Genomic DNA, 24,742 nt, shown 5'->3' with positions numbered 1-24,742 from the left:
GGGTCTACTCCGCTGGCTTCGCATCCTCGGGGGCCCCGCCGCCGGGGTTCGCGACGACCTCCCACAGGTGGCCGTCCGGGTCCTGGAAGAAGCCGGACCACATGCCCCACGGCCGCGTGTACGGCGCCGCGAGCATCGTCGCGCCGGCGATCCGGGCCCGGTCGAGGAACGCTTCGGCGTCGGCCTGACTGTCGACGAAGTGCCCGATCGTGCTGCTCGGTACCGTCGCGAGTGCCACCCCGGAGTCCTTCGCCATGTCGTCCCGCCCGTAGACGCTGACGATCAGACCGTCGTCCAGGGTGAACATCGCCGTGGTGCCACCCGCCTCGGTCTCGGTCGGCGGGTACTCGGTGCCGATGACGCCGCTGCCCTCGATCCCGAGCAGGGCGCGGTAGAAGTCCGCCGATCGTGCGACGTCGGCGACGGCCAGGGTGATCGCGTGCATGGGCCGGAGACTAGTCCCCGAGGCCCAGGATGAGTCGTCGGAGCAGCCCGGCCAGCTGGTCCTGCTCGGCGTCGGACACCCCGGACAGGATGTCCCGCTCCGCCGTCAGCAGGTCCGCGATGGCCGCGTCGACCGCGATCCGGCCTTGGCTGGTCAGTGACACGAGGATGCCGCGGCCGTCCTTCGGGTCCGTCCGACGCCCCACGAGCCCACGCGCCGTCAGACGGTCGACCCGGTTCGTCATGGTGCCGCTCGACACCAGGGTCTGCTGCAGCAGGGTCTTCGGGCTCAGCTCGTACGGCTCACCCGCACGCCGCAGGGCGGACAGCACGTCGAACTCCCACGGCTCCATGTCACCGGCATCGAACGCCGCTCGCCGGGCGCGGTCCAGGTGCCGCGCGAGCCGGTCGACGCGGGACAGGACCTCGAGCGGCCCGAAGTCGAGATCGGCGCGCTCACGACCCCACGCCGCGACGATCCGGTCGACCTCGTCCTGGTGCGGCATCCCTCCATCTTGGCCGAACCCGGAGCGGACGGCCAGCCTCGCCGGTCATGGGAGGATGGACGTGCACCCACGGGTGCGTTCCGCCTTGGTGTAATGGCAGCACGACGGCCTTTGGTGCCGTTAGGTCCGGGTTCGAATCCTGGAGGCGGAGCCGAGGGGTGATCCGAGTTTTCGGCGTTCGGTTTGAGACTTTTCGCGGCTGGGGGAGCTTGGTGCCGTGAAAACCGGATTGAGCACCCCGGGGACGAACTGCGAGACGTCGAATGCGACTGCACCCCTTGGCCCAAGGTGCTCTGTGCCAACGACAGCACCCCCTGCCCGACAAACGGGCAGGGGGTACCGCGGCCAGGGCGGCCGTCAGGAGGGTCGATGTTCAGTTCGGAGCGAGCAGTGCGCTACGCGATGAGTCTGAGTTGCTCTATCTCTGCAAGTCGGTTGAACGGGTTGCGACGATCGTGCTCTTCGACCGTGAGGCTTTCGAGGCCGGGCTCGAAGAGCGCGGCGCTCGAGCGGTTCATGCGGTTCATCCCACGGAGAGCGAGGCGGGCCTTGAGCCAGTCGATGATGCGGGAGATGTTGGCGCTCGCTGCTGCCATGGCGCCGGCCATCTCGACGATCCAGGGGCCACGCATGCGTCGCTTCATCGGAACCCCGAGCGCCTCGCGGTCCGCGTCCTTGAGACACGAATTGCCGTTCTCGACGTTGTTACGCTTGCCGAACCAGGCGCGCCACACATCGGACTTGTACTCGTACTCCTGACCGTACTTGAGGTGGTTCTGGTTCTTGTCGCCGTTCTTGTCGCTGAGAACCCCAGGGACTTTCACGGTCTTGCCCGGGATGACAACGTCGATCCAGGTGTCGGACTCTGCGTCGTAGACCTTCGGGTCGGTGAACTCCGGGTAGGAGTACTGGCGCGCGCCGGTGGCGTCGTAACCGCTACGGGGGATGAGCCGGTAGCGGGAGCGCTCCTTGCGGCGCTGACGGAGAAGCGCATGGGCTTCGTCTCGAAGTATGGAACGCTCGGCCTCGGGCTTGCTCGTGATGGTCTTGAGGTAGTCGAGGTAGGTCTTCTCGGCGTCGATGAGGGCGGCTGGCATGAACCGCAGGTGCCAGCTACCCGTGACCATGACCAGGTTGTGCCGGCCATCGGCGCTTGCGTAGAACGCTTGCTGACCGAGCTCTTCTTCCTCGTTCTTGTAGTCCATGACGACCTTGACGCCTGCTTGCGCGAGAGGGCGCTGCAAGTCCTCGGGCTTCGCTCCTGGGAAGTAGGCGCAGTCGCCGACAACGGTCTTGATGGGGTGACCGCGTTCGACGGCAGACTGGTAGAGGAACAAGCCGTGCCCTGTGAGAGCGCCAGGCTTGTGACCGCTGGTCGAGAGAAAGAGCAGGGGATAGCTCGCCTCAGTCTCGTTCGGGTCGCGGGTCATGACCGCGTACTCGAGCTCCCATCCGAACGCGTACTTATCGCCACCGTCATGGTCAGGGTCGTGGCTGCCCTGGCGGCCGTACCAACCGCAGTCGTAGTTCGTGGAGACCTTGTCGCCCGGCTTGATGTTTTTGGCACTCTTCTGCTTGCCCGAGACTTCCGCGAATGTGGCATCGATGGCAATCGCGCCCTTGAATCGCCGGCGAACTTCACGGTTGAGGAACTGGACAGATCCTTCGATCAGCTGGTTCGTGAGTTCGAGCATGCGGGCTGCGCGCTTCGCCATCTCCACCGGGTCGCGCAGCTCCGCAATGGCCGCCGCGCGTTCTGCGTCGGTCATAGTGTTGCGGCGAGGGCCGGGGTGTCGGTCGATGAGCTTCCGGAGCCGCTTGATTGCCTCCCAGATGCGGCGGTAGAGGGTGTCCTGGTGTGGGGTGAACTTCAGGATGCCGATTGCTTCACGCTGTGACGTCGTCAGGGACATCGCGACTTCCGTCATCTGCTGGATGCTGACGCTCCGCCGAGCTCGCATCGTGATGAACATCAGCATGAGCACGGAGGTCTCCGACATCAACGCCTTCCGGCCTCGGTCGGATGTCCGGTCTTCCGCTTTCCAGCGCTCGATGCGCGCTCGAATGCACGCTCTGTCGAACAGGCGGACGGTCTCGAACGTCGCCAGCTCAAGGGGGAAGGCCTGACCGATGCGGATGTATGTCGACATCTTCATGCCGAAGTCGTCCTGCATCCACCGTTCGGCGTCGTCGAAGTCGTGATGCTTCGGCTTCGGCGCGGTCATCGTGCGACCTCCGCACGGAGCTGACGACGGTAGGAAGCAGTGTCGGGCGCGGGAACGTGGGCGACGAGCTGGTCGAGGTGCTCGAACTTCGTGACACCGGCGGCGGTCATCAGGGCACGCATGTTGGTGCCGGCGATGAGGTGGGTGATGAGCCACGTGTTCCGCATGCGGGTGGTGACGGGGTCTGGCTCGTTGCCACGATCGGTGTCGTAGAGAAACGTGGTGAGCGTGCTGATGCCGTGCTTGACGCGCTTCGGGGATCCGAACACCCAGTGCTCCGGCTCGACCTCGGCGATGGAGTTGAGCAGGAGCGTTTCGAAGCGGGCCAGGAGCGGAACGGTCCGGGCTCCCGGGTTGACAGTGACGAGGACACCGCCGGCGTCAGCGAGGATGTCGCGGCGGCGGGTCTGGAGGAGCTCGTTCGCTTTGAGCCCCGCTCCAGTGCAGAGTGCGAGGACGACGCCGGCGCTGCGGCGCCGCGCCGCGGTCGACTGGCCCGTCGCCCAGCTCTCGAGGAGGTGCAGGTCTAGGTCGTCGTAGGGTGCTGCGGTGTTCTGCGGAGTCGTCGGTGCGAACTTCAGCGGCACCTCGCCGACGAGGACCTCGGACATGCGCATCAGAGAGGACCGGTATGTGCGACGCGTGGTGTCCGACCAGGTGACGTCGGTGCGGGTGATGTAGCGCCGGATGATGACGGGGTGGAACACGACGGCGGTCTTCGCCGGGTACCCGTTGACGTTAACGACCCAGTCGACGAACGGTGCCGCAATGACGATGAGTCGGTCGGCGGGCTGAGCAATGGACGCTGCCGCCTCGGCGACTGCGCTGACCACGAATTCCCGGACAACGTCCCATCGGTCCTCCGCGAACGTCGGAACGTACTTCACCGGTGTTCCTCCGCGCGTGAGGAACGACAGGAGGGCGCGCAGCATCGCGGTGATGTACTGACGCGGTGACCGGGGGATCTGGCTAGGCATGCCCGGCCTATGCAGGCGAAGTGGGATGAGCTGTGGGAACGCGTCCCAGATTTTGATCTCGCTGCCGTCCGATCCGCATGCCCGCGCGGATCTGCCGGGGTTGCCGCGCATGCGAACGGTCGCGTCACCCCGGGCGTGTCGCCGCTTGCCAGCGCATGCGGCGTCAGCGTCGGCGTCGTACGCGTGACGCTGGCCATGTGCATGCGATCCGGGCGGCTCTCTGCTTCGGGGACTCAGAAAACGTAGTGATCTTCGCGGCCGGATTGGTCCTGTTTGCGGACCCCGCTCGTCTGCGACCCGCGCGTCCTCCAAGATCACGCCCGTTCCGCGCATACCCCCTCCGAGGCCGACCGCCGGCCTCGGAGAGGACCACATGCCCACCCCGACCACGGCGCTCGCAGCGCTCCACGGCGAGTATGCCGACCACGCAGCGCAGCCAGCCCTGACGCTCACCCTCGACCAGCGGCGCGGCGTTGCGTTCTACCTGGCCGACACCGATGACGCCGTCGAGGTCGAACCTTTCGTGCGACGCTGGATCGACCGAGTGCACGACCTTGACGACTTCGTCGGCAGGCGCGGACGGATGCCCCGCGCCGACTCGACCCGTCCGCGCCCTGCCACCGCCGAGCAGAGCCTCGTCGACGCCCTCACCTACTTCCGGCAGGTCGGCGCTGCGGGTGGCTACTGCTCGTACCAGGTTCGACGACTTGAAGCGGTGCCGGGGTTCGCCTGGAACCCCCGGGACGCGCAGTGGTCCGCGATGCTCGCCGCGCACCAGCAGTTCTGGGCTGATCATCAGCGACCGCCGCGTCGTCGCGCGGCCGACCAGACGGAGGTGACGATCGGACGGTGGGTCGCCCAGCAACGAGCCCAGCACGCCCGCGGCCGCCTGCTGCCGGAACGCGAGCAGCAGCTCCGGGCGGCTCGGTTCCGTGTCCTCTGAAGGCGTTACCGAACTTCGCGGGCCTCGGCGAGGATCCGTCGACGGTGCTCGGAAGCGTTCATCGTCGGAATGTGCCGGAGGGACGTGACCAAGTGCTCGGGCTTGCGCAGTCCGCCGGCAGCCATGAGTTCGGCGGCGTGCGTGCCGGCAGCAAGGTGCGTGGTGATCCAGGTAGCGCGCATTCGCGTCGGGACTGGCTTCGGTTCGTTGCCGAAGTCGGTGTGGTTGATGAACGGTGTGACGAAGTTGTAGGTCGTTTTCTTGTTCGACCCGCCGAGTACCCATGCGTTGTCCGGCACGTCCGTGAGGGAGTCGATGAGGAGCTGCTCCCATCGTTCGAGCACGGGCACCAACCTCGGCGTTCCGCCCTGTACGTTGACGAGCGCTCCGTCACGGTCAACGTGCACGTCGCTGCGTCGAAGGTGCTGCATCTCCCACGGGTCCAGCCCAGCACCTGCACCTAGGGCAAGGACCGCGCCAGCACCTCGACGTCGCAGTGCCGTTGACTGCCCCCGCGCCCAGGACTCGAGCAGGTTCAGTTCGAGGTCGGTGTACGGGGCTGTGACGGACTGCCCGTTCAACGGCGCAAACTCGATCGGACCTTCGTGGGGGAGGACGACCTCCGAGATCCGGAGCAGGAAGGACCGGTAATCGCGGCGTGTCTTGTCCTTGAGGTTGAGGTCGTCGCGGGAGATGTACCGGCGGATCAGCACCGGGTGGAACACGTTGGCGACCTTCTGCATCCCGTTGACGTGCACGACCCAGTCGACGTATGGAGTCACCGCGACCATGAGCCGTTCAGCAAGGTACGCGCACGCGGGCGCGACGAGTGCGACAGCGTCCAGTACGAACGGCTCGATGCTGGCCCACCTGTCGGCGGGAACCGACTGGCTCCGATACTTCCGCATCGCGTGAAGGGGCTCCGGGCGAAGCTGCGCGACAAGAGTCCCCTTGTCTGCGTTCGAGCTTCTGGCCCCGAGCGTTGAGTCCCCGAGGCTGAGCGGCTCGCGTTCCCAACATTGGATGTGCGAGCAGTGCTCGACGGGACCTTGACGTGGGAACGGACGACCGAAGGCGGCGCCCATCGGTCGCCCCAGGGCGGTCGCGGACGCGACAGACTCCTGGTTCGGCATGACAAGGTGCTCGGTTGAACTCGGTGAGCGGAGCGCCGCTCGAACGGCGGCAGGGAGCGAAGGCATGCCACGGCTATGCCTGACGGCCTCACCCTGACGTAAGGAACGCCGAGAAGAAGATCGACCAGGTCTCGAGGGACGGGTGCTCGGCGCCTTTCCCGGCTGGTTCGGGCGTGCCGGCATAGCTCCAGGACTACGACTCCTGGAGGGCCCCTTGGACTACCGCACCGCCACCCGTGAAGAACGAGCCGCCGAGTTCATCGACTTCGCGACGAAGCTGCACAAAGGCCGATACGACTACGCGCACGTCGAACGCAGCTACGTCAACGGCGATACCAAGGTCACCATCATCTGCCCCGACCACGGGCCCTTCGAGCAAACCCCGCGCGAGCACCGCCGAGTCCGCGAAACGCCCTGGGGCCCGCAGCGTGGCCAGGGATGCCGGGACTGCAAGGGCTTCCGCAACGCCAACCAGGAGTTGCGCACGCAGCGTTTCATCCAATGTGCAACCAACCGGCACGGCGACAAGTACGACTACGCGAAGGTCGTCTTCATCGACCAGAAGACTTACGTCACGGTGATCTGCCCGCTCCATGGGGACTTCCAGGAACGCCCCGACAATCATGTGGCGGAGGGCTCGGTCGGCTGCAAAGACTGCCATCGCCTTGCCCGAAGGGCAGGCCGTTCGAAGACGAAGCGGAAGTAGGTCAACGGCGTGCATCCGACTTGTTGCACCACTGACGCGCTAGTCCGTTCTCGGCCGGAGCCACTTCCACCTTGAGTGAGCACGGGAGCTTCGTGGAGCTCAACACCATCACGGTGGCGTTCCACGGGATGTTCTCGCGGTTCGCCTGTGGCTGGGAACGCTTTGTGGCGTGATTCCGACAATGCTGTGTGGCCTAGCTTGCCCTGTCGGCGTGGCCGGTCGGGTCAGGGCTGGCTGTGCTTGGCGTTTGCCTGGTCGTGGGTATCGGGGTGGTCACTCATCATGCGGAGCATGGGCCATGAGCCGCTGCGGGTGAAGACGACGAGCAGGAACGCCGCGACGAGCAGGAACACGATGTTGAGCCAGGTGGTGTAGTTCCAGCTGATCGAGGTCGTCACGATGGTGAGGTGCCGGTTCGTGGGGATAAGGTGCAGCGGGGTGAAGAGCAGTTCGACGGCGTAGCCGGCGAGGACCATGGCGCCGTAGAAGATCCCGGTGATGCGGAGGGCTGCTTTCCAGCCGTAGTACTTCCGGTAGATGATGATGATCGGGATGATGATCAGGTCGGCGAAGATGAAGCTGATCACACCGCCGAAGCTGATCCCACCGTTCCAGAGGACCGCTGCGAGGGGGACGTTGCCGACGGAGCAGACGAAGCTCACCATCGCCAGGATCGGTCCGATGAGCGGGTCGATCAGGAACGCGAGCGTCGGGTGTCCCTCGAGGAACAGTGCTTGCAGCCACGCCTTCGGGACCCAGGCGTCGAAGGCGCCGGCGATGAGTAGGCCGATGACGATGTCGCGGATGACGGATGCCCAGTCCATGACGAAGTACTGCGACACGCTCGTGAGCCCGGGCCTCGAGAACAGTCGCCGCCAGAAGCCCTGGTCGCCCTGCACGGACATGTCCATGGCTGCGTGGCCCTCCATCGCGCCGGCGAGGCCCTTGTCGGCCTGTTCGCGGGCGGCGTCGACGATCTTCCCGCGCATCCAGAGCCGGAACCCGAGGGCGATGAGGATGATCATCAGCGGTCCGCCGACGAACTCCGCTGCGGTGAACTGCCAGCCCATGACGAACGCGAGGATCAGACCGAGCTCGACGACGAGGTTCGTGGAGGCGACCTCGAACGCCATGGCCGACGACAGGCTCGCGCCCTTGCGGAAGAGCGCCCGTGCGAGGGCGACGGCGGCGTAGGAGCAGGACGAGGACAGTGCGCCCAGGCCGGTTGCGACGCTGATCGCTCGGGGGGAGTCGTCGCGCATGAGCTTGGTGATCTGGTCGGTGCGGACGACGGCTTGGATGATGCCGGAGAGGGTGAAGCCGAGGATGAGGGGCCAGAGGATCTCCCACCCCATCGAGCCGGCTGCTACTAGGGCGTCACCGACTGCGTTGATCACGAACATATACACCTGCTTCTTCACGTCGCGGGCATATTCTGCCGCGACAGGGTGGTCACGAACGGGGAAGAACCGGTCACTTGGACGCGAGCATGTCCTTCATCTGCGTGATCTGCTCGGTCTGGCTCGACACGATTGACTTCGCCATCGCGACCGCGTCGGTGTTCTTGCCCTTGTCGACTTCGCTCCTGGCCATATCGACGGCGCCCTCGTGGTGCTGGACCATCTGCTGCAGGAACAGCTTCCCGGCGTCCTTCGCGGATGCCTGGTCAAGGTCGGTCATGTCGGAATCGGACATCATCCCGGACATGGAGTGCCCCGACCCAGGGTGCTCCGACTCCGTGGGCTCACCCCAGCCCTGCAGCCAGCTGGTGAGCTGAGTGATCTCCGGACCCTGCTCGGCCTTGATCTGCTTCGCCAGGGTGGCGACGTTGGGGTCAACACCGTCGCCCTTGGCGAGGAGCACGTCGCTCATCTCGACGGCCTGCTCGTGGTGCGGCAGCATCATCTGCGCGAACATCACGTCCTGGTCGTTGTGCGCCGACGCGGCCGATCTCGACGAGGCGGACGAGCCCGCGTCGGAGCTGCTGTTGTTGGTGGAGCAGCTCGCGAGGGTCAGGCCGAGGGTGAGCGAGGCGGCGATCGCGAGGATGCGCGTGGTCGTGGTGGTGTGCATGGAAGGTCCGTTCCCGTGTATGCGTCAATTGGTCCGGGCAGGCGGATGCCTCCCGGTTCTGGGCATGCGGGAGCCGCCCTGCGGCGGTGTGGTCCCGCAGGGGGAGGATCAGATGCGGATGATCTGCAGTGCCGTCAGTGACGGTGGTTTCGGTGCTGCGATGTGGCGCGGCAGCCGGTCAGCCAGCGCAAGCAGTCGCGACAGCAGCGCGAGGACGCCGCCGGTCCGTGCGCGCACTAGCGCCCATGCGAACAGGGCGATCGTCAGCGCGCACGCCATCCCCATCAGCGAGCACATCAGCGCGCACAGGCCGCTGTCACAGCCGGCGTCGGTGAGGACCGTCAGCACCGCGGCCGCGGGAGCGGCATGCTCCCCGTGGCGGTTTGCGACGGCATGGACGTGCTCGGTGGTGGCGGCGGGAGCTGCCATCGGGTGCTCGTGGCCGGCCATCGTGTGCATCAGGACCGTGAACCCGACCAGCAGCAGCAGCGCCAACGTCGCTACGGCCTGCAACAGCAGCCGGCGACGCGGGGAGGCGGTGGTGGTGAGCATCAGTCTTTCGATCAGGTCGGTGAGTGTCGGAGTGTCGAGCTGCAGCGTTGAGCACGTCACAGTGCAAGGTAGATTTAATGGCACTGTACCCCCTGGGGGTATGTGCTGTCTGTGGCGGCTGGGTGATTGATCAGCACAGGGGTATGCGTCGCGTGGCCGTACCGTTCAGAGGCCGTACCCCTTCCGCAGAAGCCGGAGGGACTTTCCTGTCGTGGTGCGTGGTGGTGGGTGCATACTGGTGGTGTCTTCGGACCCGGTAGTGGGGCTTGCCGGACCCAACCTCGACACCTGTCGACAACAGTCCCTATCTCAGCACGGCGCGCGTCAGCGTGCCCGAGATAGGGAGAAGACATGGTCGAGGCAGACTCCGCCCGCACGATCGTTGCCGGCGTACAGTCCGGGCAGGTAGAGAGCGTTGTCGGCGTTGCCACGCTGATCGCGAAGCATTTCGGTGCGTCGGTAGTGTGTGTTGCGGTGGATCCGGCGCTGCTGAACGCAGGAACTCGTCGGGACGGTTCGGAGATCATCGAACCGATCGATCCGGACACGGCGGACACCGAACCGCAGCAGCTGCCCGACCGCGACGTCGCCGTCATCCACGATCTCGCTGCAGCACGGTCGGTCCGGGTGGAGATCCTCACTCGGGTTGGAGATCCAAGCCGGGCGTTGGCGGCGGTGGCGGAGCAACGTGACGCGGTAATGATCGTCGTCGGGTCGCAGACGGGCCGACGCCGGGTTGCGGAGTTCTTGAACGGTTCCGTCGCCGCCCGCCTGACGCACCAGCAGCACCGTCCCGTCGTGGTCGTCCCACACGCTCCGGTCGGGTTCGAGAGCGCCCTGCCGTGGGATGCGTCGTGACGGGCCGGCTGGTGCTGCTGCGCCACGGGGAAAGCACCGCGAACCGGGCCGGCACCTTCACCGGCCTCCGCGACGAACCGTTGACCGTCGAGGGTGTCCAGCAAGCCGTGACCGCGGGGCGGCTCCTGCAGGCAGCAGGCATCTTGCCGGACCAGGTGCTCACGTCGACGCTGCAACGCACCGTGCACACTGCGGAACTGGTCCTCGACACCCTCGGCATCGCCATCCCGACGGAGAAGGTCTGGCAGCTCAACGAACGCAACTACGGCGCACTCACCGGGATGACCAAGACCGATGCCCGCCGAACGCTCGGCGACGACGAATACACCCGAATCCGCAGGTCCCGGAACGGCGCACCACCGGCGATGTCCCTGCAAGTGTGGACGGCGCTGCGGTCAAGTTCCGCGCTGCGCGACCTGTCAGACGCTGCCCTCCGACGCACCGAGGCCCTCTCCGATGTCATCGATCGGGTCCGACCCGTGCTGCAGGACCGACTTCTACCGATGGTGCGGTCGGGTCGGAGCGTCCTCGTCGTCGCGCACGGCAACTCGCTCCGCGCCATGTGCGCGTGCATCGACGACCTCACGGAGCCGGAACTGCACGCACTGAACCTGCCCACGGGGCAGCCGCTGCAGTATGAGCTTACGCCGACGGGTGCTCTCGTCCCGCGTGGTGGGGCGTTCCTGGATCCGGTAGCAGCGCACCACGCCGCGGCGCTGGTCGCGGCAGAAGGCGGAACATGACCACCCGAACGGACACCCCGATGCCCGATGATCAGCTCCCCTCCGACCCGGATGTGGACGTCTCCGACCCCGCAACGGCCATGCGGCCCGTGCACCTGCGGTGGCGGTACGTCGGCCTCGTCGCGGTCGGTGGCACGGTCGGCACACTCCTGCGCGACGTGATCAGTGCGCTGCTCCCAGCAGACGGCGGGGTGAGCTGGTCGATCTTCTGGATCAACATCAGCGGAGCGCTGCTGCTCGGGGTGCTCCTGGAAGCGTTGGCGCATCGCGGTCCCGACGCGGGCCGCCGCCGTGTCCTGCGTCTGCTGCTCGGCACGGGAGTGCTCGGCGGCTTCACCACCTACAGCACCCTCGCTGAGTCCACCGCCGCACTGTTCCTCACCGGCCACGGTCTCGCCGGCACCGGGTACGCGCTACTGACCGTCATAGCCGGTGCGATCGCGACCGCGGTCGGACTGGTGGTCGCCGGCTGGTTCCGCCCCCGGACGGTGTCCGCATGAACGCCGGCATCCTCCTCGCGGTCGCGGCCGGTGGCGGCGTGGGCGCTGCCGGCCGGTTCCTCCTCGACGGGCTGATCAACACCGGCCGGGAGTTCCGGCTCCCCGTCGGCACGTTGACGATCAACATCACCGGGTCGCTGCTGCTCGGGCTCATCGTCGGCGCCGCCAGTCACCTCGGCGCAGCCCCCGTGGCGGTGCTCGGCACCGGGGTGATGGGCGGCTACACCACGTTCAGTACCGCCAACTTCGAAACGGTCCGCCTCGCCCGCAGCGGCCGGATCACCGCCGCAGCCGTCAACGGTCTCGGGATGCTCGTCCTCTCGGTCGCGGCAGCCATCGCCGGCATCCTCCTTGGCGGTCTGCTGTGACCGCCACCCCACATCCTGGAACGGGCCTTCCCATGCTGTTCGACGTCACGATCGAGGTTCCCCGCGGCAGCGGCAACAAGTACGAAGTCGACCACACCACCGGCCGGATCCGGCTCGACCGGGCCGTGTTCACCAGCATGGTGTTCCCCCAGGACTACGGCTCCATCGATGACACGCTCGGCGATGACGGCGACCCCCTCGACGCGCTCGTGCTGCTGCCCCGACCGACGTTCCCGGGCGTCGTCATCACGGTCCGGCCGATCGGGATGCTCCGCATGGTCGACGAGAACGGCGGCGACGACAAGATCCTCGCCGTCCCCGCCGGCGACGACCGGTTCGAAGACCTGCAGGACATCAGCGACGTCCCGGAGCACACCCTCATCGAGATCGAGCACTTCTTCTCCCACTACAAGGAGATCGAACACGGCAAGCACGTCACCACCAACGGGTGGGCCAACCGTCCTGCTGCCGAAGCCGTCATCCGCACCGCACAGGAAGCCCACACCCGACACCCGTGATCCACGGGCCCCTTGACCGCCGCGGGGAGGCACTGGCGCTGAGTGATCGCCAGCAGGTCGTCCCCTCCGCCTCCCCGCGGCTTTCCCTTCCATCCGCACGACCACGACGCATGACCCGACCAGAAGGAGCGTCACCATGAACGACTACATCAGCGGCATCCACCACCACGGAGCCCACCAGGGCGAGTACGTCACCCACCGCGACCACCCCGTCACCATCGACGCCGTCCACGGCACCCGCATCCTCGACTCCCGCGGCTACCCGACCGTCCGCGTCCTGCTCGAACTCGACGACGGCCGCACCGTCACCGGCGACGCCCCCGCGGGCGCATCCACCGGCGCCCACGAAGCCGTCGAGCTCCGCGACGGCGGAACAGCGTTCGGTGGCCGCGACATCACCCAGGCGCTCCACCTGATCAACACCGACATCGCGGGCCTGCTCACCGGCCGGTCCTGGTCCGCGATCGGACAGGTCGACGCCGCCCTCGCCGAACTCGACGGCACCACCGGGTACCGCCGGCTCGGCGCGAACAGCGTCGTCGCAACCTCCATCGCCGCCTCCCGGGCCCTCGCACACGCCGCGGACCTCCCACTCTGGCAGTGGATCGCCGAGATCACCGGCTCGACGCCGCGGATGCCGGTCCCGCACTTCAACGTCCTCAACGGCGGCGCGCACGCAGCGAACAAGCTGGACTTCCAGGAGTTCATGATCGCCCCCGTCAACGCCTCAACGATGGCCGACGCTGTCCGCATCGGCGCGGACGTCTACCACGCCCTCGCGGGCCTGGTACGGGACCGGTTCGGTAGCCTCGGCCTCGGCGACGAGGGCGGCTTCGCACCATCGATCGCTGCACCCGAGGAAGCGCTCGACCTGCTGGTCACCGCGATCCGCGCCGCAGGCTACGAGCCGGGCGTCGACCAGGTGGCGATCGCCCTCGATCCGGCCGCGAACGAGTTCTCCCTCGGAGACGGCTCGTACCGGATGCTCGACGACAGCCTCGACCGGGACGGGCTGGTCGACTACTACCGGCAGCTCATCGACACGTACCCGATCCGCAGCATCGAAGACGGGTTCGCTGAGGACGACCATGAGGGGTTCCGCCGCATGCAAGCGGCGCTCGGTGACCGGATCCAGACCGTCGGCGACGACCTCTACGTCACCGACCCCCAGCGCATCCGCGACGGCGGCGAGCAACACCTGACGAACGCGGCACTGATCAAGCCGAACCAGATCGGTACGGTCTCCCAGACCCTCGGTGCGATCGCCACCGCCACCAGCATCGGGATGGCCAGCATGGTCTCCCACCGTTCCGGGGAGACCACGGACACGTTCATCGCCGACCTCGTCGTCGGAACCGGTACTGGGCAGATCAAGTCGGGCGCACCCGCCCGCGGGGAACGGGTCGCAAAGTACAACCGGCTCACCGAAATCGCCGAGCAGCACCCGGGACTGCCCTACGGCTTGATCGGGCAGCGGTGAGCGACAATGCAGCGCATCGTGAAATGGTCTCCAGTGGAGACGCATCAGTACGGGTGGGACCGAAGCGCACCAGCAGATGACTGGATGGCATCCGATGTTGACGCGCACCATGTGGAGTGGTTCGACGTAGACGTGAACCATCTTGTGCAGGTCCCGGCGCTGCAGCAGGCGCTCACGCGCGATGGTCAGATCGGTACGATCCGGGAGATGACGCACGAGATGCGTGATGGGCAACGCATCTTCATCTTTCTCGTCGACTTTGGCAGACAGGGCGGTGACCAATAGTCGGCATGCTCCCGGCGATCCGGCGGACCGAATCAACGATGCTCAGGCGGGCGGTCCTGCCCGAGGGCAAGGGGACGCGCGCCTTGGCCGGACACACCTTCTTTTCTTCCCGATCTGGGTACGCCTGCAACCTGAGCGCGTGGCGGCCGCCGGTGGAAGGAGCGAGTTGATCAATTCCGATGAAGCCGTCCGCACTCTCGTCGGCGTGGTCACTCTCGTCGGTGTTACGGCGGCGGTGTTGCTGGCAGTGCGCGCACCCTCACCGTGGGCTCCAGCATTCGCAGTTGGGCGGGGGGTGTTGCAGTTGGCTGCGATCAGCGTGCTGCTGACAGGGATCATCCGCTCGCCGGCGCTGATCACCATCGCGCTCTTGGTGATGTTCACGGTCGCGGCCATTACCTCAGCTCGACGGCTCGGCACGCTCCGCGCTCGCATTGTCCCAGTCGCGACGTGCATGGCTGCAGGAATCATGGTCGCCGGCGTACTCGTCTTCGGAACCGGGGCCATCGCGCTCACCCCGCGATACGTTCTCGCGATCGGAGGCATCGTGATCGGGAACACAATGACGATCTCGACCTTATCCGGAAGGCGATTCGTCGAACTCGTCGATGACCGATGGGACGAAGTCGAAGGGTGGCTCGCCCTTGGAGCGCAGCCACGGCAGGCCACCGTCGACCAGGTCCGCCGAGCGATCGGCGCAGCATTGGTGCCAACAGTGGACCAGACGAAAACGACCGGGCTGGTCACGCTTCCCGGAGCGTTCGTCGGCGCGGTCTTCGGTGGGGTTTCGCCCATCGAGGCCGGACGATTCCAGATCGTCGTCCTCGCCGTCATCATCGGCGCTGGCAGCATCGTGGCCACCGCACTCACCGCCTGGCTCGCTCCCGTTGCAACCCGCCCCACGCGACCACGCTGACACCCGGAAATCCCGCGCGGCACCGGCAGCCGGCACAGAGGAAACTCAGTCCGCCGCCGCCCCTTCCTCCCGACGCAGGTTCGCTCGAGTGAACCCCGGCCCGGTTCCGCCGAGCTGACACCACGACACGGACCAGTGCACCGTGCCGACCAGTGCACCGTGCCGATGATGCTCGGTGGCATGGAAGTCGCCCGCTGCGCGTCGCAACCGCCGCCGCACACAACACGCCGTTGTGTGGTCACAACCGAATCTCCGTTGCCGACCGCCCGAGCGGCGAGGAAGATCGGCAGGAACGCTTCCACGAACAGGAGAGCCATGCTGATGCGCCCCAATCAACGTTCGGGTGGACCGCTCAACGGAACGGCTCGCAGCCGGTGTTACGTCGCGACGGATGCATTCGACATGCACGACCAGGCAGTCGCCGACGTCGTCACCGAAGCTGAGCAGGTGGTGCAGTCACATGCCACGACCCGGGTGCGTCACCGCCAGCCTGCTAGCGCTGCTGGGCTCATGCCAGCCCCAGTGCGTGCCTGATCGCTGCCGTCCTATTCGTGTGACCCCAGCGAGCCGGCAGAATTCGCCCAACCAGTCTCTGCACTGCATGTCGAAAGGCAGCTCATGACCGCCACAACCCCGCGCACCACCGACACCGGGGTGCCCGTGTTCGATGCGCCCCGGACCGGCGCAAAAGGAAACATCATTGTCCGGTGGATCACCTCCACCGACCACAAAGTCATCGGCTACCTATACATGATGACCTCATTCATGTTCTTCCTCCTCGCCGGCGTCATGGCCCTCGTGATCCGCGCGCAACTGTTCGAACCGGGCCTCCAAATCGTGGCGACAAAGGAGCAGTACAACCAACTGTTCACCATGCACGGCACGATCATGCTGCTGCTGTTCGCGACACCGTTGTTCTCGGGTTTTGCGAACGCGATCATGCCGCTGCACCTCGGCGCGCCGGATGTCGCGTTTCCCCGACTGAACGCCTTTTCGTACTGGATCTACCTGTTCGGCGGCCTCATCACTGTGGGCGGTTTCCTGACTCCGCAGGGTGCAGCATCGTTCGGGTGGACCGCGTACGCGCCACTGTCGGACACGACCTTCACGCCAGGCCTCGGTGGCACCCTGTGGGTGTTCGGGCTCATCCTCGTCGGATTCGCATCAATCCTCGGGTCGGTCAACTTCATCACCACCATCATCTGCATGCGTGCCCCCGGCATGACGATGTTCCGCATGTCGATCTTCTCCTGGACCGTCCTGGTAACTGCGCTGCTGGTACTGATCGCGTTCCCGGTATTGGCCGCTGCCCTCTTCGGCCTCGGCCTCGACCGTGTCTTCGACGCGCAGATCTTCAATCCCGCCAACGGTGGAGCGCTGCTGTGGCAGCACATGTTCTGGTTCTTCGGGCACCCCGAGGTGTACATCATCGCGTTGCCGTTCTTCGGCATCATCTCCGAGATCATGCCCGTGTTCAGCCGAAAGCCGATTTTCGGCTACAAGACACTGATTTACGCCACCATCTCTATCGGAGCCTTGTCGGTGACCGTGTGGGCACACCACATGTACGTCACCGGCAGCGTCCTGCTGCCGTTCTTCTCACTGATGACGATGCTGATCGCAGTCCCGACCGGGGTGAAGATCTTCAACTGGATCGGCACCATGTGGCGCGGCTCGGTGACATTCGAAACACCGATGCTCTGGGCTGTCGGGTTTCTCATTACCTTCACCTTTGGTGGCCTTACCGGCGTGATCCTGTCGTCTCCGCCGTTGGACTTCCACCTCTCCGACAGCTACTTCGTCGTCGCCCACTTCCACTACGTCGTGTTCGGCACCGTCGTGTTTGCAATGTTCGGCGGTTTCTACTTCTGGTGGCCGAAGTGGACCGGGAAGATGCTCAACGAACGGCTCGGCAAGATCCACTTCTGGTTACTGTTCCTCGGGTTCCACACCACGTTCCTCGTGCAGCACTGGCTCGGCGTGATCGGCATGCCCCGCCGTTACGCGACCTACTTGCCGCAGGACGGGTTCACCTGGCTGAACCAGGTCTCCACGATCGGGTCGATACTGCTCGGGATCTCATTCCTGCCATTCCTGTTCAATATCTACATCACGGCTCGGAAGGCACCCAAGGTGCAGGTCAATGACCCATGGGGGTACGGTCGCTCCCTCGAGTGGGCAACCCAGTGTCCGGTACCGCGACACAACTTCACCTCGATCCCCAGGATCCGGTCGGAGTCCCCGGCGTTCGACCTGAATCACCCTGAGGCTGGCATCCCGATCGGGCGCGGCCCATTCACAGATGCTCCGGATGGCCCCGTGGTGCATGGCAATTCTGTCAAGCAGGTTGGCGACGAGAACGGGCAGACGTTCTGATGCAACGGACGAGTCGGTCTCGCAGACGATTCAGTGCCAACGACGCGGAACGTGATCGGAGCGTGTCGCGGATGTCGATGAGCATGCGGGAAGCTGCGCAGATCTCGGCCAATGCCCGCAACGGACTGTTGGACCTGTCCGATCCGACGATCCGCCGTCTGGTCGGCGATGCGCACCAGATCACCGTCCGGGCGAGCGTGTGGGGCGACGCACCAGATGGGCAACCCCGCCGGCAGAAGCGGCTGCTGCTCACCGGCGTCTCCCTCGTCGTCTTGATCGCTGCCGCAGCACTGTTCGTTCCGCTGCTGCATGCCGTTTGATCCGTCCCCGACACCCGCCGCCACATAAGGGAGCACCAATGACCCCCCACACCATCGCCAGCGTGTACCGCGACGTGGTGCATCAGTGGAGCACGCAGTACGCCGGCCGGCGATCGATCATCGCGGTCGATGGTGATTCCGTCGACGCCGTGCACGCGGTTGCGACGGCGCTCGGTGACGCGGTCACTGCAGCTGGCTACGCCGTGCAACACGAGACGATCACTTCGGTCATCACCGCGATGGGAGCACGAGCGGATGTGGCGATTCCCTTCCGCAGCGACCCGGTAGGAGCGGACGTGCTCATCGTGACCGGATGGGGACTGTTGCAAGTGCCCGCTCGAGGGCTCTGGGACTGGACGATCTGGGCCAGTACCGGCATTGTCCGCGCGCCCATCCGTGATGTCGGAGCCGCGCAGGCGTTCACGCAACGAGACGAACCGCGATCCGCAGCGAACGCCATCATCGACGTTTCCAACCCCAACACACCATTCCGTGAATGGAACGACGCGTGCGCAATATGACAACCCCGCGAAGCCGTGGCCGCCAGCTCCGGTTCGCCAGCAGACGACTACACCGGGTGGGTTGCGGTGTGCAGGAACGCCGCGGTCGCGGCTGATGGCGGCGTCGACCAGATCGCGGTAAACCGCCGAAGCGGTGATGGGCCATCGACCGGGACCCGCACGAGGACCCCAGCGTCGACATCCGCACGTACCGAACGGACACTCATCACCGCCGGCGCCACGCCTGAGCGAACGTTCGCGCGAATCACCGCGGTGGTATCAAGCTGCGCCGCCGGTTCCACCATCGTCAACCCCTGGTCACGCAACCACCCTTCCACGACAGCGCGCGTGCCCGATCCCTGCTCGCGCACCAGCAGCGGTGTCGCGGCGACATCCGCCGCCGTCACAGACGCCGCTGACGCCCATGGATGCTCTGCCGCAACGACCACCGTGAGCTCATCGTCCGCAACCGGCATCGCATGAAGATCCACCGGCGTGTGTGGCCCCTCAACGAACCCGATGTCAGCGGCGCCGGTGCGGACGTACCCGATCACGTCGGTGCTGTTCCCCGCCAACATGCGCACACTGATCTCCGGCGCCGCACGACGGGAGCGCAACAACCACTCCGGCAACATCAACTCCGCGATCGTTTGCGACGCGGCAACCGTGATCGTGCCCGATGGCAGCCGCAGTGCATGCACACCTGCCTCCAATCGTGCTGCCGCATCCAACACCGGTGCGGCAAGCTCCATCACCGTCGCCCCAGCATCGGTGAGCCACGAACCCGACGAGGAACGCACCACCAGCTGCACCCCGACCATCCGCTCCGCCGCCGCAATCCGCGCTGACACCGCCTGTTGAGTGATGCCCAACTGGCTCGCAGCCATCGACAACGAGCCCGACTCCGAGACACGCTGCAGCACGTCCAACGTGTCGAGATCCAGCTTCCGGTCCGTCACACGACGTTTCACAAACCATGATTGTGCCACCCCGAAACAGTTCGTGGTTCCACCCCGCCCGAGGTCGGGGTCAGACTGCCTGCATGACCACCCAGACCGCACCGGCACCCAGCACGACCAAGCGGCACGGTGCCCCAAAGCGGCGCACGGTGTTCCGAGAGCTCGATCGGCCAGGGCATATCGTGTCGAACCTGACTCCGAACTGGTTCGCATCCATCATGGGCACCGGCATCGTCGCCGTCGCCGCTGCATCACTCCCGCTGCAGTTCCCAGGGCTGCGCACTGGCGCGACGGTGGTGTGGGCAATCGCTGCGATCCTGCTCATCGCCCTCACCATCGCGACGGTCCTGCATTGGGTGCGCTACCGGGACACCGCGGCGAAGCACCACCTGCACCCGGTCATCTCGCACTTCTACGGCGCCCCGCCAATGGCGTTTCTCACCGTCGGTGCAGGCACGATCCTGCTCGGCAAGGACTGGATCGGCCTCCCCGCCGCCGTCACCATCGACTGGGTCCTCTGGACCATCGGCACCATCGGAGGACTGCTCACGGCAGTGCTCGTGCCGTACCTGGCGTTCACCCGCCACGAGAACAAACCCGACTCGGCGTTCGGCGGTTGGCTGATGCCGATCGTCCCGCCGATGGTGTCCGCCTCCACCGGAGCGCTCCTCCTGTCCTACGCCCCCGCCGGACAGGCACGGGAGACGCTGCTGTGGGCCTGCTACGGCTTCTTCGGCCTCAGCCTCATCACGTCCCTGGTCGTGATCACCCTGATCTGGAACCGTCTCGCGCAGCACAAGGTCGGCGCCGCCGGCATGGTCCCGACTCTGTGGATCGTCCTCGGGCCGGTCGGGCAGTCGATCACCGCCGTGAACCTCCTCGCCTCGAACGCCCCCACCGTTGTCGATGCGAGTACCGCGCATGCCCTGCTGGTCGTGGCGCTGGTGTACGGGTTCGCGATGCTCGGCTTCGCGCTGCTGTGGACCGTCATCGCCCTCGCCATCACCATCCGCACCGCGAAGCAGCACCTCCCGTTCAGCCTGACCTGGTGGTCGTTCACGTTCCCCGTCGGCACCTGCGTCACCGGCCTGAACGGCCTGGCCCTGCACTCCGGACTCACCGTCGTCGCTGGCCTCGCCGTCCTGTACTACGCCGGCCTCGTCGCCGCGTGGATCACTGTTGCCGTCCGCACCTTCCACGGCTCCGTCATCCGCGGCACCCTCCTCGCGCCCCCGAAGCCAGCTTGATGCGGCGATCACCACGTGATGCTGCCGCCGCTGTGCGCGACACCGGTCGGACGTTCGCACCGGCGGATGTTCGGTCGCTGAACGGGTTGGCGGAGATGTGGCGGCTCGCACCGGATGGGACCAGGCGATTCGTGCCGGGCTTCGACGCTCACTCCGGTGGGGTCGAATCCCAGGTCCTGGTGCTGATGGAATCGCCCGGTCCCGCCACGATCGCGGTCGGCGCGGGTGCGATCTGCAGCGAGGACAATCCCGGCCCGACAGTGGCTGCGTTCAGGCGCGCGCGTGCGGAATCTGGGCTGCCGCGTACGGCGTACCTGCGGTGGAATATCGTGCCGTGGGAACTCGCGAGAAGACCCACGCGAGCAGATCTGGTGGAAAGCATCCCCGCGCTGTCGACGCTCCTTGCCTCGCTTCCGCAACTGGCCGCGATCGTCACCTTCGGAGCCACGGCGCTGGACGGCGTCATGCGGTACCTCACCATGACAGACGCCCCGACTGTGCTACCGGTGATCGCCGCGCCACACCCCTCACCGGCCAACGGTCGGCACCGGGCCGAACAACACCTCCGCGCCGTGAATGCGTTACGGGTCGGATGGGCAATTGCGCAAAGGAGCAGCAGACCGTTATGACCTCCCGCACAACGCCGACGCAAGAGCCCGACAACATCCCCGAAGAGCAACAAGCTGAGCTGCTGTCCTTGATGCTCCGAGTGCGGCGGTTCGAGGAACGCGCCGCCCGCGCCTACACGCAAGCCCTGATCGGTGGATACTGCCACCTGAATCTCGGCGAGGAGGCTGCGGTCGCCGGGATCACGACCGCGATGCAGCCGATGGATTACCTGTTCACCAACTACCGGGAGCACGGGTACGCGATCGGCCGCGGAATCGACCCGAACCGGGTGATGGCGGAGTTGTACGGCCGCGTCGACGGGGTTTCCAGTGGTTGGGGCGGCTCCATGCACATGTTCGACCTCACCGCGAGGCTCCTCGGCGGCTATGGGATCGTCGGCGGGCAAATCCCGCTCGCCACCGGGGCAGCCCTCGCGATCGACTACCGCGGCGGCGACGAGGTCGTGGTGTGCACGCTCGGAGACGGGACGACGAACATCGGCGCGTTCCACGAGTCGTTGAACCTCGCCGCGCTGTGGCATCTGCCGATCGTGTACGTCATCATCAACAACCAGCTCGGGATGGGCACGACCGTCGAACACGCCTCCGCGGAACCGAAACTGTACAAGCGCGCTGCCTCCTACCGGATGGCCGCCGAACGCGCCGACGGGCTGCACCCGGTCACCGTGCAGCAAGCGATGACCCGCGCACTCGCGTCAGCGCGTCGAAATGAGCCGTTCCTGCTGGAACTCACCACCGAACGCTTGAAAGGCCATTCGGTGGTGGACCCGGCGAAGTACCGCACCGACAGCGAAACGGAAGCGCTCCGCGAGCACGACCCGGTCGCCGCCTACCGGGCGGCGCTGATCGCCGCAGAGATCATCGACGACGATGCCGCCGCCGCCATGGACGCCGCCGCCATCGCTGCAGCCACCGCGGCAGCGGACTACGCCGCGAACAGCGCCCACCCGGACCCCAGCACCCTGTTCGACTACACCTACGCCACACCGGTCCCGAACGACACGCGCCGGCTCCCTGCACAGCCGCTGTTCCCACCGCCCACTGACACGAACTATCCCGCCACGACAAGTCAGGAGCAGACCCGATGACTGTGATGAGCTACCGGGACGCGCTCCGGATGACGCTCCGCGAGGAACTCCTCGCGGACGAGAACGTGCTCCTGCTCGGCGAAGAGATCGGGATATTCGAAGGGTCGTACAAAATCACTCAGGGGCTGCTCGAGGAGTTCGGGCCACGCCGTGTCCGCGACACCCCAATCGCGGAAGAAGGGTTCACCGGTGCCGCGATCGGTGCCGCGATGCTCGGACTGCGACCGGTGGTGGAGATCATGACCATCAACTTCTCCCTCCTCGCACTCGATCAGATCGTCAACCACGCCGCGAAGATCTACGGCATGTTCGGCGGGCAGAGCCGCGTACCGCTAGTGATCCGCACACCAGGTGGCGGCGGTCAACAGCTCGGTGCAACGCACTCGCAGAACGTGGAGCTGTACTACGCGTTCGTACCCGGTATGAAAGTCGTCGCACCGTCCACCCCAGCGGACGCACGTACGCTCCTGCGTGCGTCGATCCGGGACGACGACCCGGTGCTGTTCCTCGAGAACCTCGCCCTCTACAACATCAAGGACGACGTACCCGATGACGTCGACGACGTCGAAATTGGTCGCGCCGCTGTCAGCCGCGTCGGGTCTGACGTCACGCTCATCGGCTACTCACGCACCGCGCACCTGGCGCGGCAAGCAGCAACACGGCTCGCCGAGGACGGCATCGACGCCGAAGTCATCGACCTGCGAAGCCTCCGCCCACTCGATCGCGAGACCGTGATCCGTTCCGTGCGGAAGACCCACGCCGCGGTCGTCCTTGAAGACGACTGGCTCACTTACGGCATCGGCGCGGAGCTTGCCGCGTCGATCTCCGACGGCGCCTTCGACGACCTCGACGCACCAGTCCGCCGCGTCGCGATGGCCGAAGTTCCCCTGCCATACGCCAAGCCCCTCGAAACGGTGGCCCTTCCCGCGCTCGAGGACGCGATTACCGCCGTCCACGAAACCCTCCACGCGGTCGGCTGGCGCGCCTCCGACCGGAACGGAACGTCCCGATGATCCAGATCACCATGCCGCGGCTGTCGGACACGATGGAAGAAGGCGCCATCTCCGCCTGGCACAAGCACCCCGGCGACATCGTCGAAGTCGGCGACATCCTCGTCGAGATCGAAACCGACAAAGCCACCATGGAATACGAAGCCTACGACGCTGGCACCTTGACGGAGATCCTCGTTCCCGAAGGAGAGAACGTTGCGATAGGGACTCCCATCGCGACGCTCGACGACGGTTCCGGCCCCGCGCTCAGCCCGGCGGATGGCCAACGCGCGGACTCGCCCGCCGATGAGCACACATCGCCGACCACTCCAACGTTCGTCCCCGCTCCCGCGTTCGACACATCATCCGAGCACGACCACCCCGCACGCACATCGGAAGATCCCCCCGTGGAGCCGCAACAGCGTGAACGCTCCGAAGGCATACCCGCGCCGGCAGAGCACATCGCGTTCGCGTCCCCACTGGCACGCAAACTCGCTCGCGAACACCACGTCGACATCGCCACCGTTCACGGATCGGGCCCCGGCGGCCGCCTTGTCAGGGCTGATGTCGAAGCCATCATCGACGCGGACCAGAGTGCTGCAGCTTTAGAGCACGATGTCCCGTCGACGGCAACGCTCCCCGTGCCTGGCAGCGCCTCCACACACCATCAGCAAGACACCGACGCGGACGTGACGACGCCGATGACCGGGACGCGGAAGGTGATCGCTCGCCGACTCACCGAGAGCGCCCGCACCATCCCGCACTTCACCGTCACCGCCGTCGCCGACGCTGACGCCCTCATTGATCTGCGCACCATGGTGAACGCATCACGGATCAGACAAGACACCGCGAAAGTCAGCCTCAACGACTTCATCGTCAAGGCCGCAGCCCTCGCCCTGGCCGCGCACCCGGCCATCAACGTCTCCTACCAAGACGACCCGGATCCTGCGATCACGCAGCACACTGCAGTGAACATCGGGATCGCGATGGCCGCGCCGGCCGGCCTCGTTGTCCCGGTCATGACACATGCCGACACCAGAAGCGTCAGCAGCATCAGCGCCGCCAGCCGATCCTTCAGCGCCCGTGCGGCGGATCGGAAACTGCAACCCGCCGACATGACCGGCGGCACGTTCACCGTCAGTAACCTCGGCATGTTCGGCGCGGAGTCCTTCACCGCCATCATCAACCCGCCCGAAAGCGCAATCCTCGCCGTTGGAGCAGCGACGGCGGACGCTGCCGTACACGACGGCAACCTCGTCGTCCGCCACAGGATCCGCCTCACGCTCTCCGCAGACCATCGCGTCATCGACGGCGCCCTCGCCGCTCAATACCTACAGACGCTCACCAGCCTCCTTGAAGACCCGATCTCACTCTTACTATGACGCCACGGAACGATCTGGACACCGT

At 66.1% G+C, this 24,742-nt stretch carries 27 protein-coding genes and 1 tRNA gene; 19 read left to right on the top strand and 9 right to left on the bottom strand.

From position 1 onward, the window contains the following. Window positions 1-4: 4 nt before the first annotated feature. Entirely contained in the window at window positions 5-445 is a 441-nt protein-coding gene (locus tag EDF23_RS06995; RefSeq protein WP_131921215.1) for a VOC family protein, read from the bottom strand. Window positions 446-455: 10 nt separating this feature from the next. Continuing rightward, on the bottom strand, window positions 456-950 hold the full coding sequence (locus tag EDF23_RS06990; protein ID WP_131921214.1) for a MarR family transcriptional regulator: 495 nt from the start codon (window positions 948-950) through the stop codon (window positions 456-458). A 79-nt stretch (window positions 951-1,029) separates the two neighbouring features. Here EDF23_RS06990 and EDF23_RS06985 point away from each other — a divergent pair. Beyond that, a tRNA-Gln gene (locus EDF23_RS06985) sits at window positions 1,030-1,101 on the top strand. A 244-nt stretch (window positions 1,102-1,345) separates the two neighbouring features. Here the strand turns inward: EDF23_RS06985 and EDF23_RS06980 are convergent. Together EDF23_RS06980 and EDF23_RS06975 are read right to left on the bottom strand one after the other, a co-directional pair. Further along, a complete protein-coding gene (locus EDF23_RS06980; RefSeq protein WP_131921213.1) occupies window positions 1,346-3,175 on the bottom strand; it encodes a hypothetical protein in 1,830 nt (609 codons plus the stop codon). Next, window positions 3,172-4,008, bottom strand: coding sequence for a site-specific integrase (locus EDF23_RS06975; RefSeq protein WP_148067652.1), 837 nt, complete (start codon window positions 4,006-4,008; stop codon window positions 3,172-3,174). The genes EDF23_RS06980 and EDF23_RS06975 overlap by 4 nt, the downstream gene beginning before the upstream one ends. 517 nt (window positions 4,009-4,525) lie before the next feature. Here EDF23_RS06975 and EDF23_RS06970 point away from each other — a divergent pair. Next, a complete protein-coding gene (locus EDF23_RS06970) occupies window positions 4,526-5,095 on the top strand; it encodes a helicase associated domain-containing protein (protein WP_123293718.1) in 570 nt (189 codons plus the stop codon). A gap of 5 nt (window positions 5,096-5,100) precedes the next feature. Here EDF23_RS06970 and EDF23_RS06965 read toward each other — a convergent pair whose 3' ends face one another. Beyond that, window positions 5,101-6,228, bottom strand: coding sequence for a hypothetical protein (locus EDF23_RS06965; protein WP_123654333.1), 1,128 nt, complete (start codon window positions 6,226-6,228; stop codon window positions 5,101-5,103). A gap of 214 nt (window positions 6,229-6,442) precedes the next feature. On the opposite strand from EDF23_RS06965, the gene EDF23_RS06960 reads away from it, so the two are divergent. Next, window positions 6,443-6,934, top strand: coding sequence for a hypothetical protein (locus EDF23_RS06960; RefSeq protein ID WP_123654332.1), 492 nt, complete (start codon window positions 6,443-6,445; stop codon window positions 6,932-6,934). A 224-nt stretch (window positions 6,935-7,158) separates the two neighbouring features. On the opposite strand, the gene EDF23_RS06955 is transcribed toward EDF23_RS06960, so the two are convergent. The 3 genes from EDF23_RS06955 to EDF23_RS06945 all read right to left on the bottom strand — a co-directional run bounded on the left by EDF23_RS06955 (window position 7,159) and on the right by EDF23_RS06945 (window position 9,559). Further along, window positions 7,159-8,355 carry a permease gene (locus tag EDF23_RS06955; protein WP_200849224.1) on the bottom strand — a complete coding sequence of 399 codons (1,197 nt, stop codon included), beginning with the start codon at window positions 8,353-8,355 and terminating at the stop codon, window positions 7,159-7,161. A 52-nt stretch (window positions 8,356-8,407) separates the two neighbouring features. Further along, window positions 8,408-9,007: a DUF305 domain-containing protein gene (locus EDF23_RS06950; protein WP_123293723.1), complete on the bottom strand. Its 600-nt coding sequence runs from the start codon at window positions 9,005-9,007 to the stop codon at window positions 8,408-8,410. Between the two features lie 108 nt (window positions 9,008-9,115). Further along, a complete protein-coding gene (locus tag EDF23_RS06945; RefSeq protein ID WP_123340876.1) occupies window positions 9,116-9,559 on the bottom strand; it encodes a hypothetical protein in 444 nt (147 codons plus the stop codon). Between the two features lie 351 nt (window positions 9,560-9,910). Between EDF23_RS06945 and EDF23_RS06940 the strand changes: the two genes are divergently transcribed. The 11 genes from EDF23_RS06940 (at window position 9,911) to EDF23_RS06895 (ending at window position 18,444) form a co-directional block, all read left to right on the top strand. After that, window positions 9,911-10,417: a universal stress protein gene (locus EDF23_RS06940; RefSeq protein ID WP_123293725.1), complete on the top strand. Its 507-nt coding sequence runs from the start codon at window positions 9,911-9,913 to the stop codon at window positions 10,415-10,417. Further along, window positions 10,414-11,160 carry a 2,3-diphosphoglycerate-dependent phosphoglycerate mutase gene (locus EDF23_RS06935; protein WP_123293726.1) on the top strand — a complete coding sequence of 249 codons (747 nt, stop codon included), beginning with the start codon at window positions 10,414-10,416 and terminating at the stop codon, window positions 11,158-11,160. Before EDF23_RS06940 ends, EDF23_RS06935 begins: the two co-directional genes overlap by 4 nt. Further along, on the top strand, window positions 11,157-11,660 hold the full coding sequence (locus EDF23_RS06930) for a CrcB family protein (protein WP_235035968.1): 504 nt from the start codon (window positions 11,157-11,159) through the stop codon (window positions 11,658-11,660). Before EDF23_RS06935 ends, EDF23_RS06930 begins: the two co-directional genes overlap by 4 nt. Beyond that, window positions 11,657-12,028 carry a CrcB family protein gene (locus tag EDF23_RS06925; protein ID WP_123293727.1) on the top strand — a complete coding sequence of 124 codons (372 nt, stop codon included), beginning with the start codon at window positions 11,657-11,659 and terminating at the stop codon, window positions 12,026-12,028. The genes EDF23_RS06930 and EDF23_RS06925 overlap by 4 nt, the downstream gene beginning before the upstream one ends. Before the next feature lie 32 nt (window positions 12,029-12,060). Further along, on the top strand, window positions 12,061-12,546 hold the full coding sequence (locus tag EDF23_RS06920) for an inorganic diphosphatase (protein ID WP_123293728.1): 486 nt from the start codon (window positions 12,061-12,063) through the stop codon (window positions 12,544-12,546). A gap of 136 nt (window positions 12,547-12,682) precedes the next feature. Beyond that, entirely contained in the window at window positions 12,683-14,026 is a 1,344-nt protein-coding gene (eno, locus tag EDF23_RS06915) for a phosphopyruvate hydratase (protein WP_123340877.1), read from the top strand. Window positions 14,027-14,032: 6 nt separating this feature from the next. Next, a complete protein-coding gene (locus EDF23_RS19165) occupies window positions 14,033-14,311 on the top strand; it encodes a hypothetical protein (RefSeq protein WP_131845087.1) in 279 nt (92 codons plus the stop codon). Next, a complete protein-coding gene (locus EDF23_RS06910) occupies window positions 14,253-15,227 on the top strand; it encodes an ABC transporter permease (protein WP_123293730.1) in 975 nt (324 codons plus the stop codon). The genes EDF23_RS19165 and EDF23_RS06910 overlap by 59 nt, the downstream gene beginning before the upstream one ends. A gap of 618 nt (window positions 15,228-15,845) precedes the next feature. Then, the gene (gene ctaD / locus EDF23_RS06905; RefSeq protein WP_123293731.1) at window positions 15,846-17,603 is read left to right on the top strand and encodes a cytochrome c oxidase subunit I; all 1,758 of its coding nucleotides are present in this window, start codon (window positions 15,846-15,848) and stop codon (window positions 17,601-17,603) included. Window positions 17,604-17,674: 71 nt separating this feature from the next. After that, window positions 17,675-17,923, top strand: a complete 249-nt coding sequence (locus EDF23_RS06900) for a hypothetical protein (protein ID WP_123293732.1) — start codon at window positions 17,675-17,677, stop codon at window positions 17,921-17,923. 38 nt (window positions 17,924-17,961) lie between these two features. Then, window positions 17,962-18,444 carry a hypothetical protein gene (locus EDF23_RS06895; protein ID WP_123293733.1) on the top strand — a complete coding sequence of 161 codons (483 nt, stop codon included), beginning with the start codon at window positions 17,962-17,964 and terminating at the stop codon, window positions 18,442-18,444. Between the two features lie 47 nt (window positions 18,445-18,491). Here EDF23_RS06895 and EDF23_RS06890 read toward each other — a convergent pair whose 3' ends face one another. Continuing rightward, a complete protein-coding gene (locus tag EDF23_RS06890) occupies window positions 18,492-19,412 on the bottom strand; it encodes a LysR family transcriptional regulator (protein WP_235035966.1) in 921 nt (306 codons plus the stop codon). A 152-nt stretch (window positions 19,413-19,564) separates the two neighbouring features. Between EDF23_RS06890 and EDF23_RS06885 the strand changes: the two genes are divergently transcribed. The 5 genes from EDF23_RS06885 to EDF23_RS06865 are packed head-to-tail and all read left to right on the top strand — an operon-like array spanning window position 19,565 to window position 24,717. Beyond that, on the top strand, window positions 19,565-20,629 hold the full coding sequence (locus EDF23_RS06885) for a TDT family transporter (RefSeq protein ID WP_235035965.1): 1,065 nt from the start codon (window positions 19,565-19,567) through the stop codon (window positions 20,627-20,629). A 32-nt stretch (window positions 20,630-20,661) separates the two neighbouring features. Further along, window positions 20,662-21,258 carry a uracil-DNA glycosylase family protein gene (locus EDF23_RS06880; RefSeq protein WP_159573342.1) on the top strand — a complete coding sequence of 199 codons (597 nt, stop codon included), beginning with the start codon at window positions 20,662-20,664 and terminating at the stop codon, window positions 21,256-21,258. Continuing rightward, window positions 21,255-22,346, top strand: coding sequence for a thiamine pyrophosphate-dependent enzyme (locus tag EDF23_RS06875; RefSeq protein ID WP_200849223.1), 1,092 nt, complete (start codon window positions 21,255-21,257; stop codon window positions 22,344-22,346). Before EDF23_RS06880 ends, EDF23_RS06875 begins: the two co-directional genes overlap by 4 nt. Then, window positions 22,343-23,359: an alpha-ketoacid dehydrogenase subunit beta gene (locus EDF23_RS06870; RefSeq protein WP_123293737.1), complete on the top strand. Its 1,017-nt coding sequence runs from the start codon at window positions 22,343-22,345 to the stop codon at window positions 23,357-23,359. Before EDF23_RS06875 ends, EDF23_RS06870 begins: the two co-directional genes overlap by 4 nt. After that, window positions 23,356-24,717, top strand: a complete 1,362-nt coding sequence (locus EDF23_RS06865; protein ID WP_123293738.1) for a dihydrolipoamide acetyltransferase family protein — start codon at window positions 23,356-23,358, stop codon at window positions 24,715-24,717. Before EDF23_RS06870 ends, EDF23_RS06865 begins: the two co-directional genes overlap by 4 nt. Window positions 24,718-24,742 lie beyond the last annotated feature (25 nt).

The sequence above is a fragment of the Curtobacterium sp. PhB128 genome, from assembly GCF_004340725.1.
Classification (GTDB): domain Bacteria; phylum Actinomycetota; class Actinomycetes; order Actinomycetales; family Microbacteriaceae; genus Curtobacterium.
Note: the sequence above shows the minus strand (reverse complement) of the source record. Positions and strands in the feature narration are given on the sequence as shown.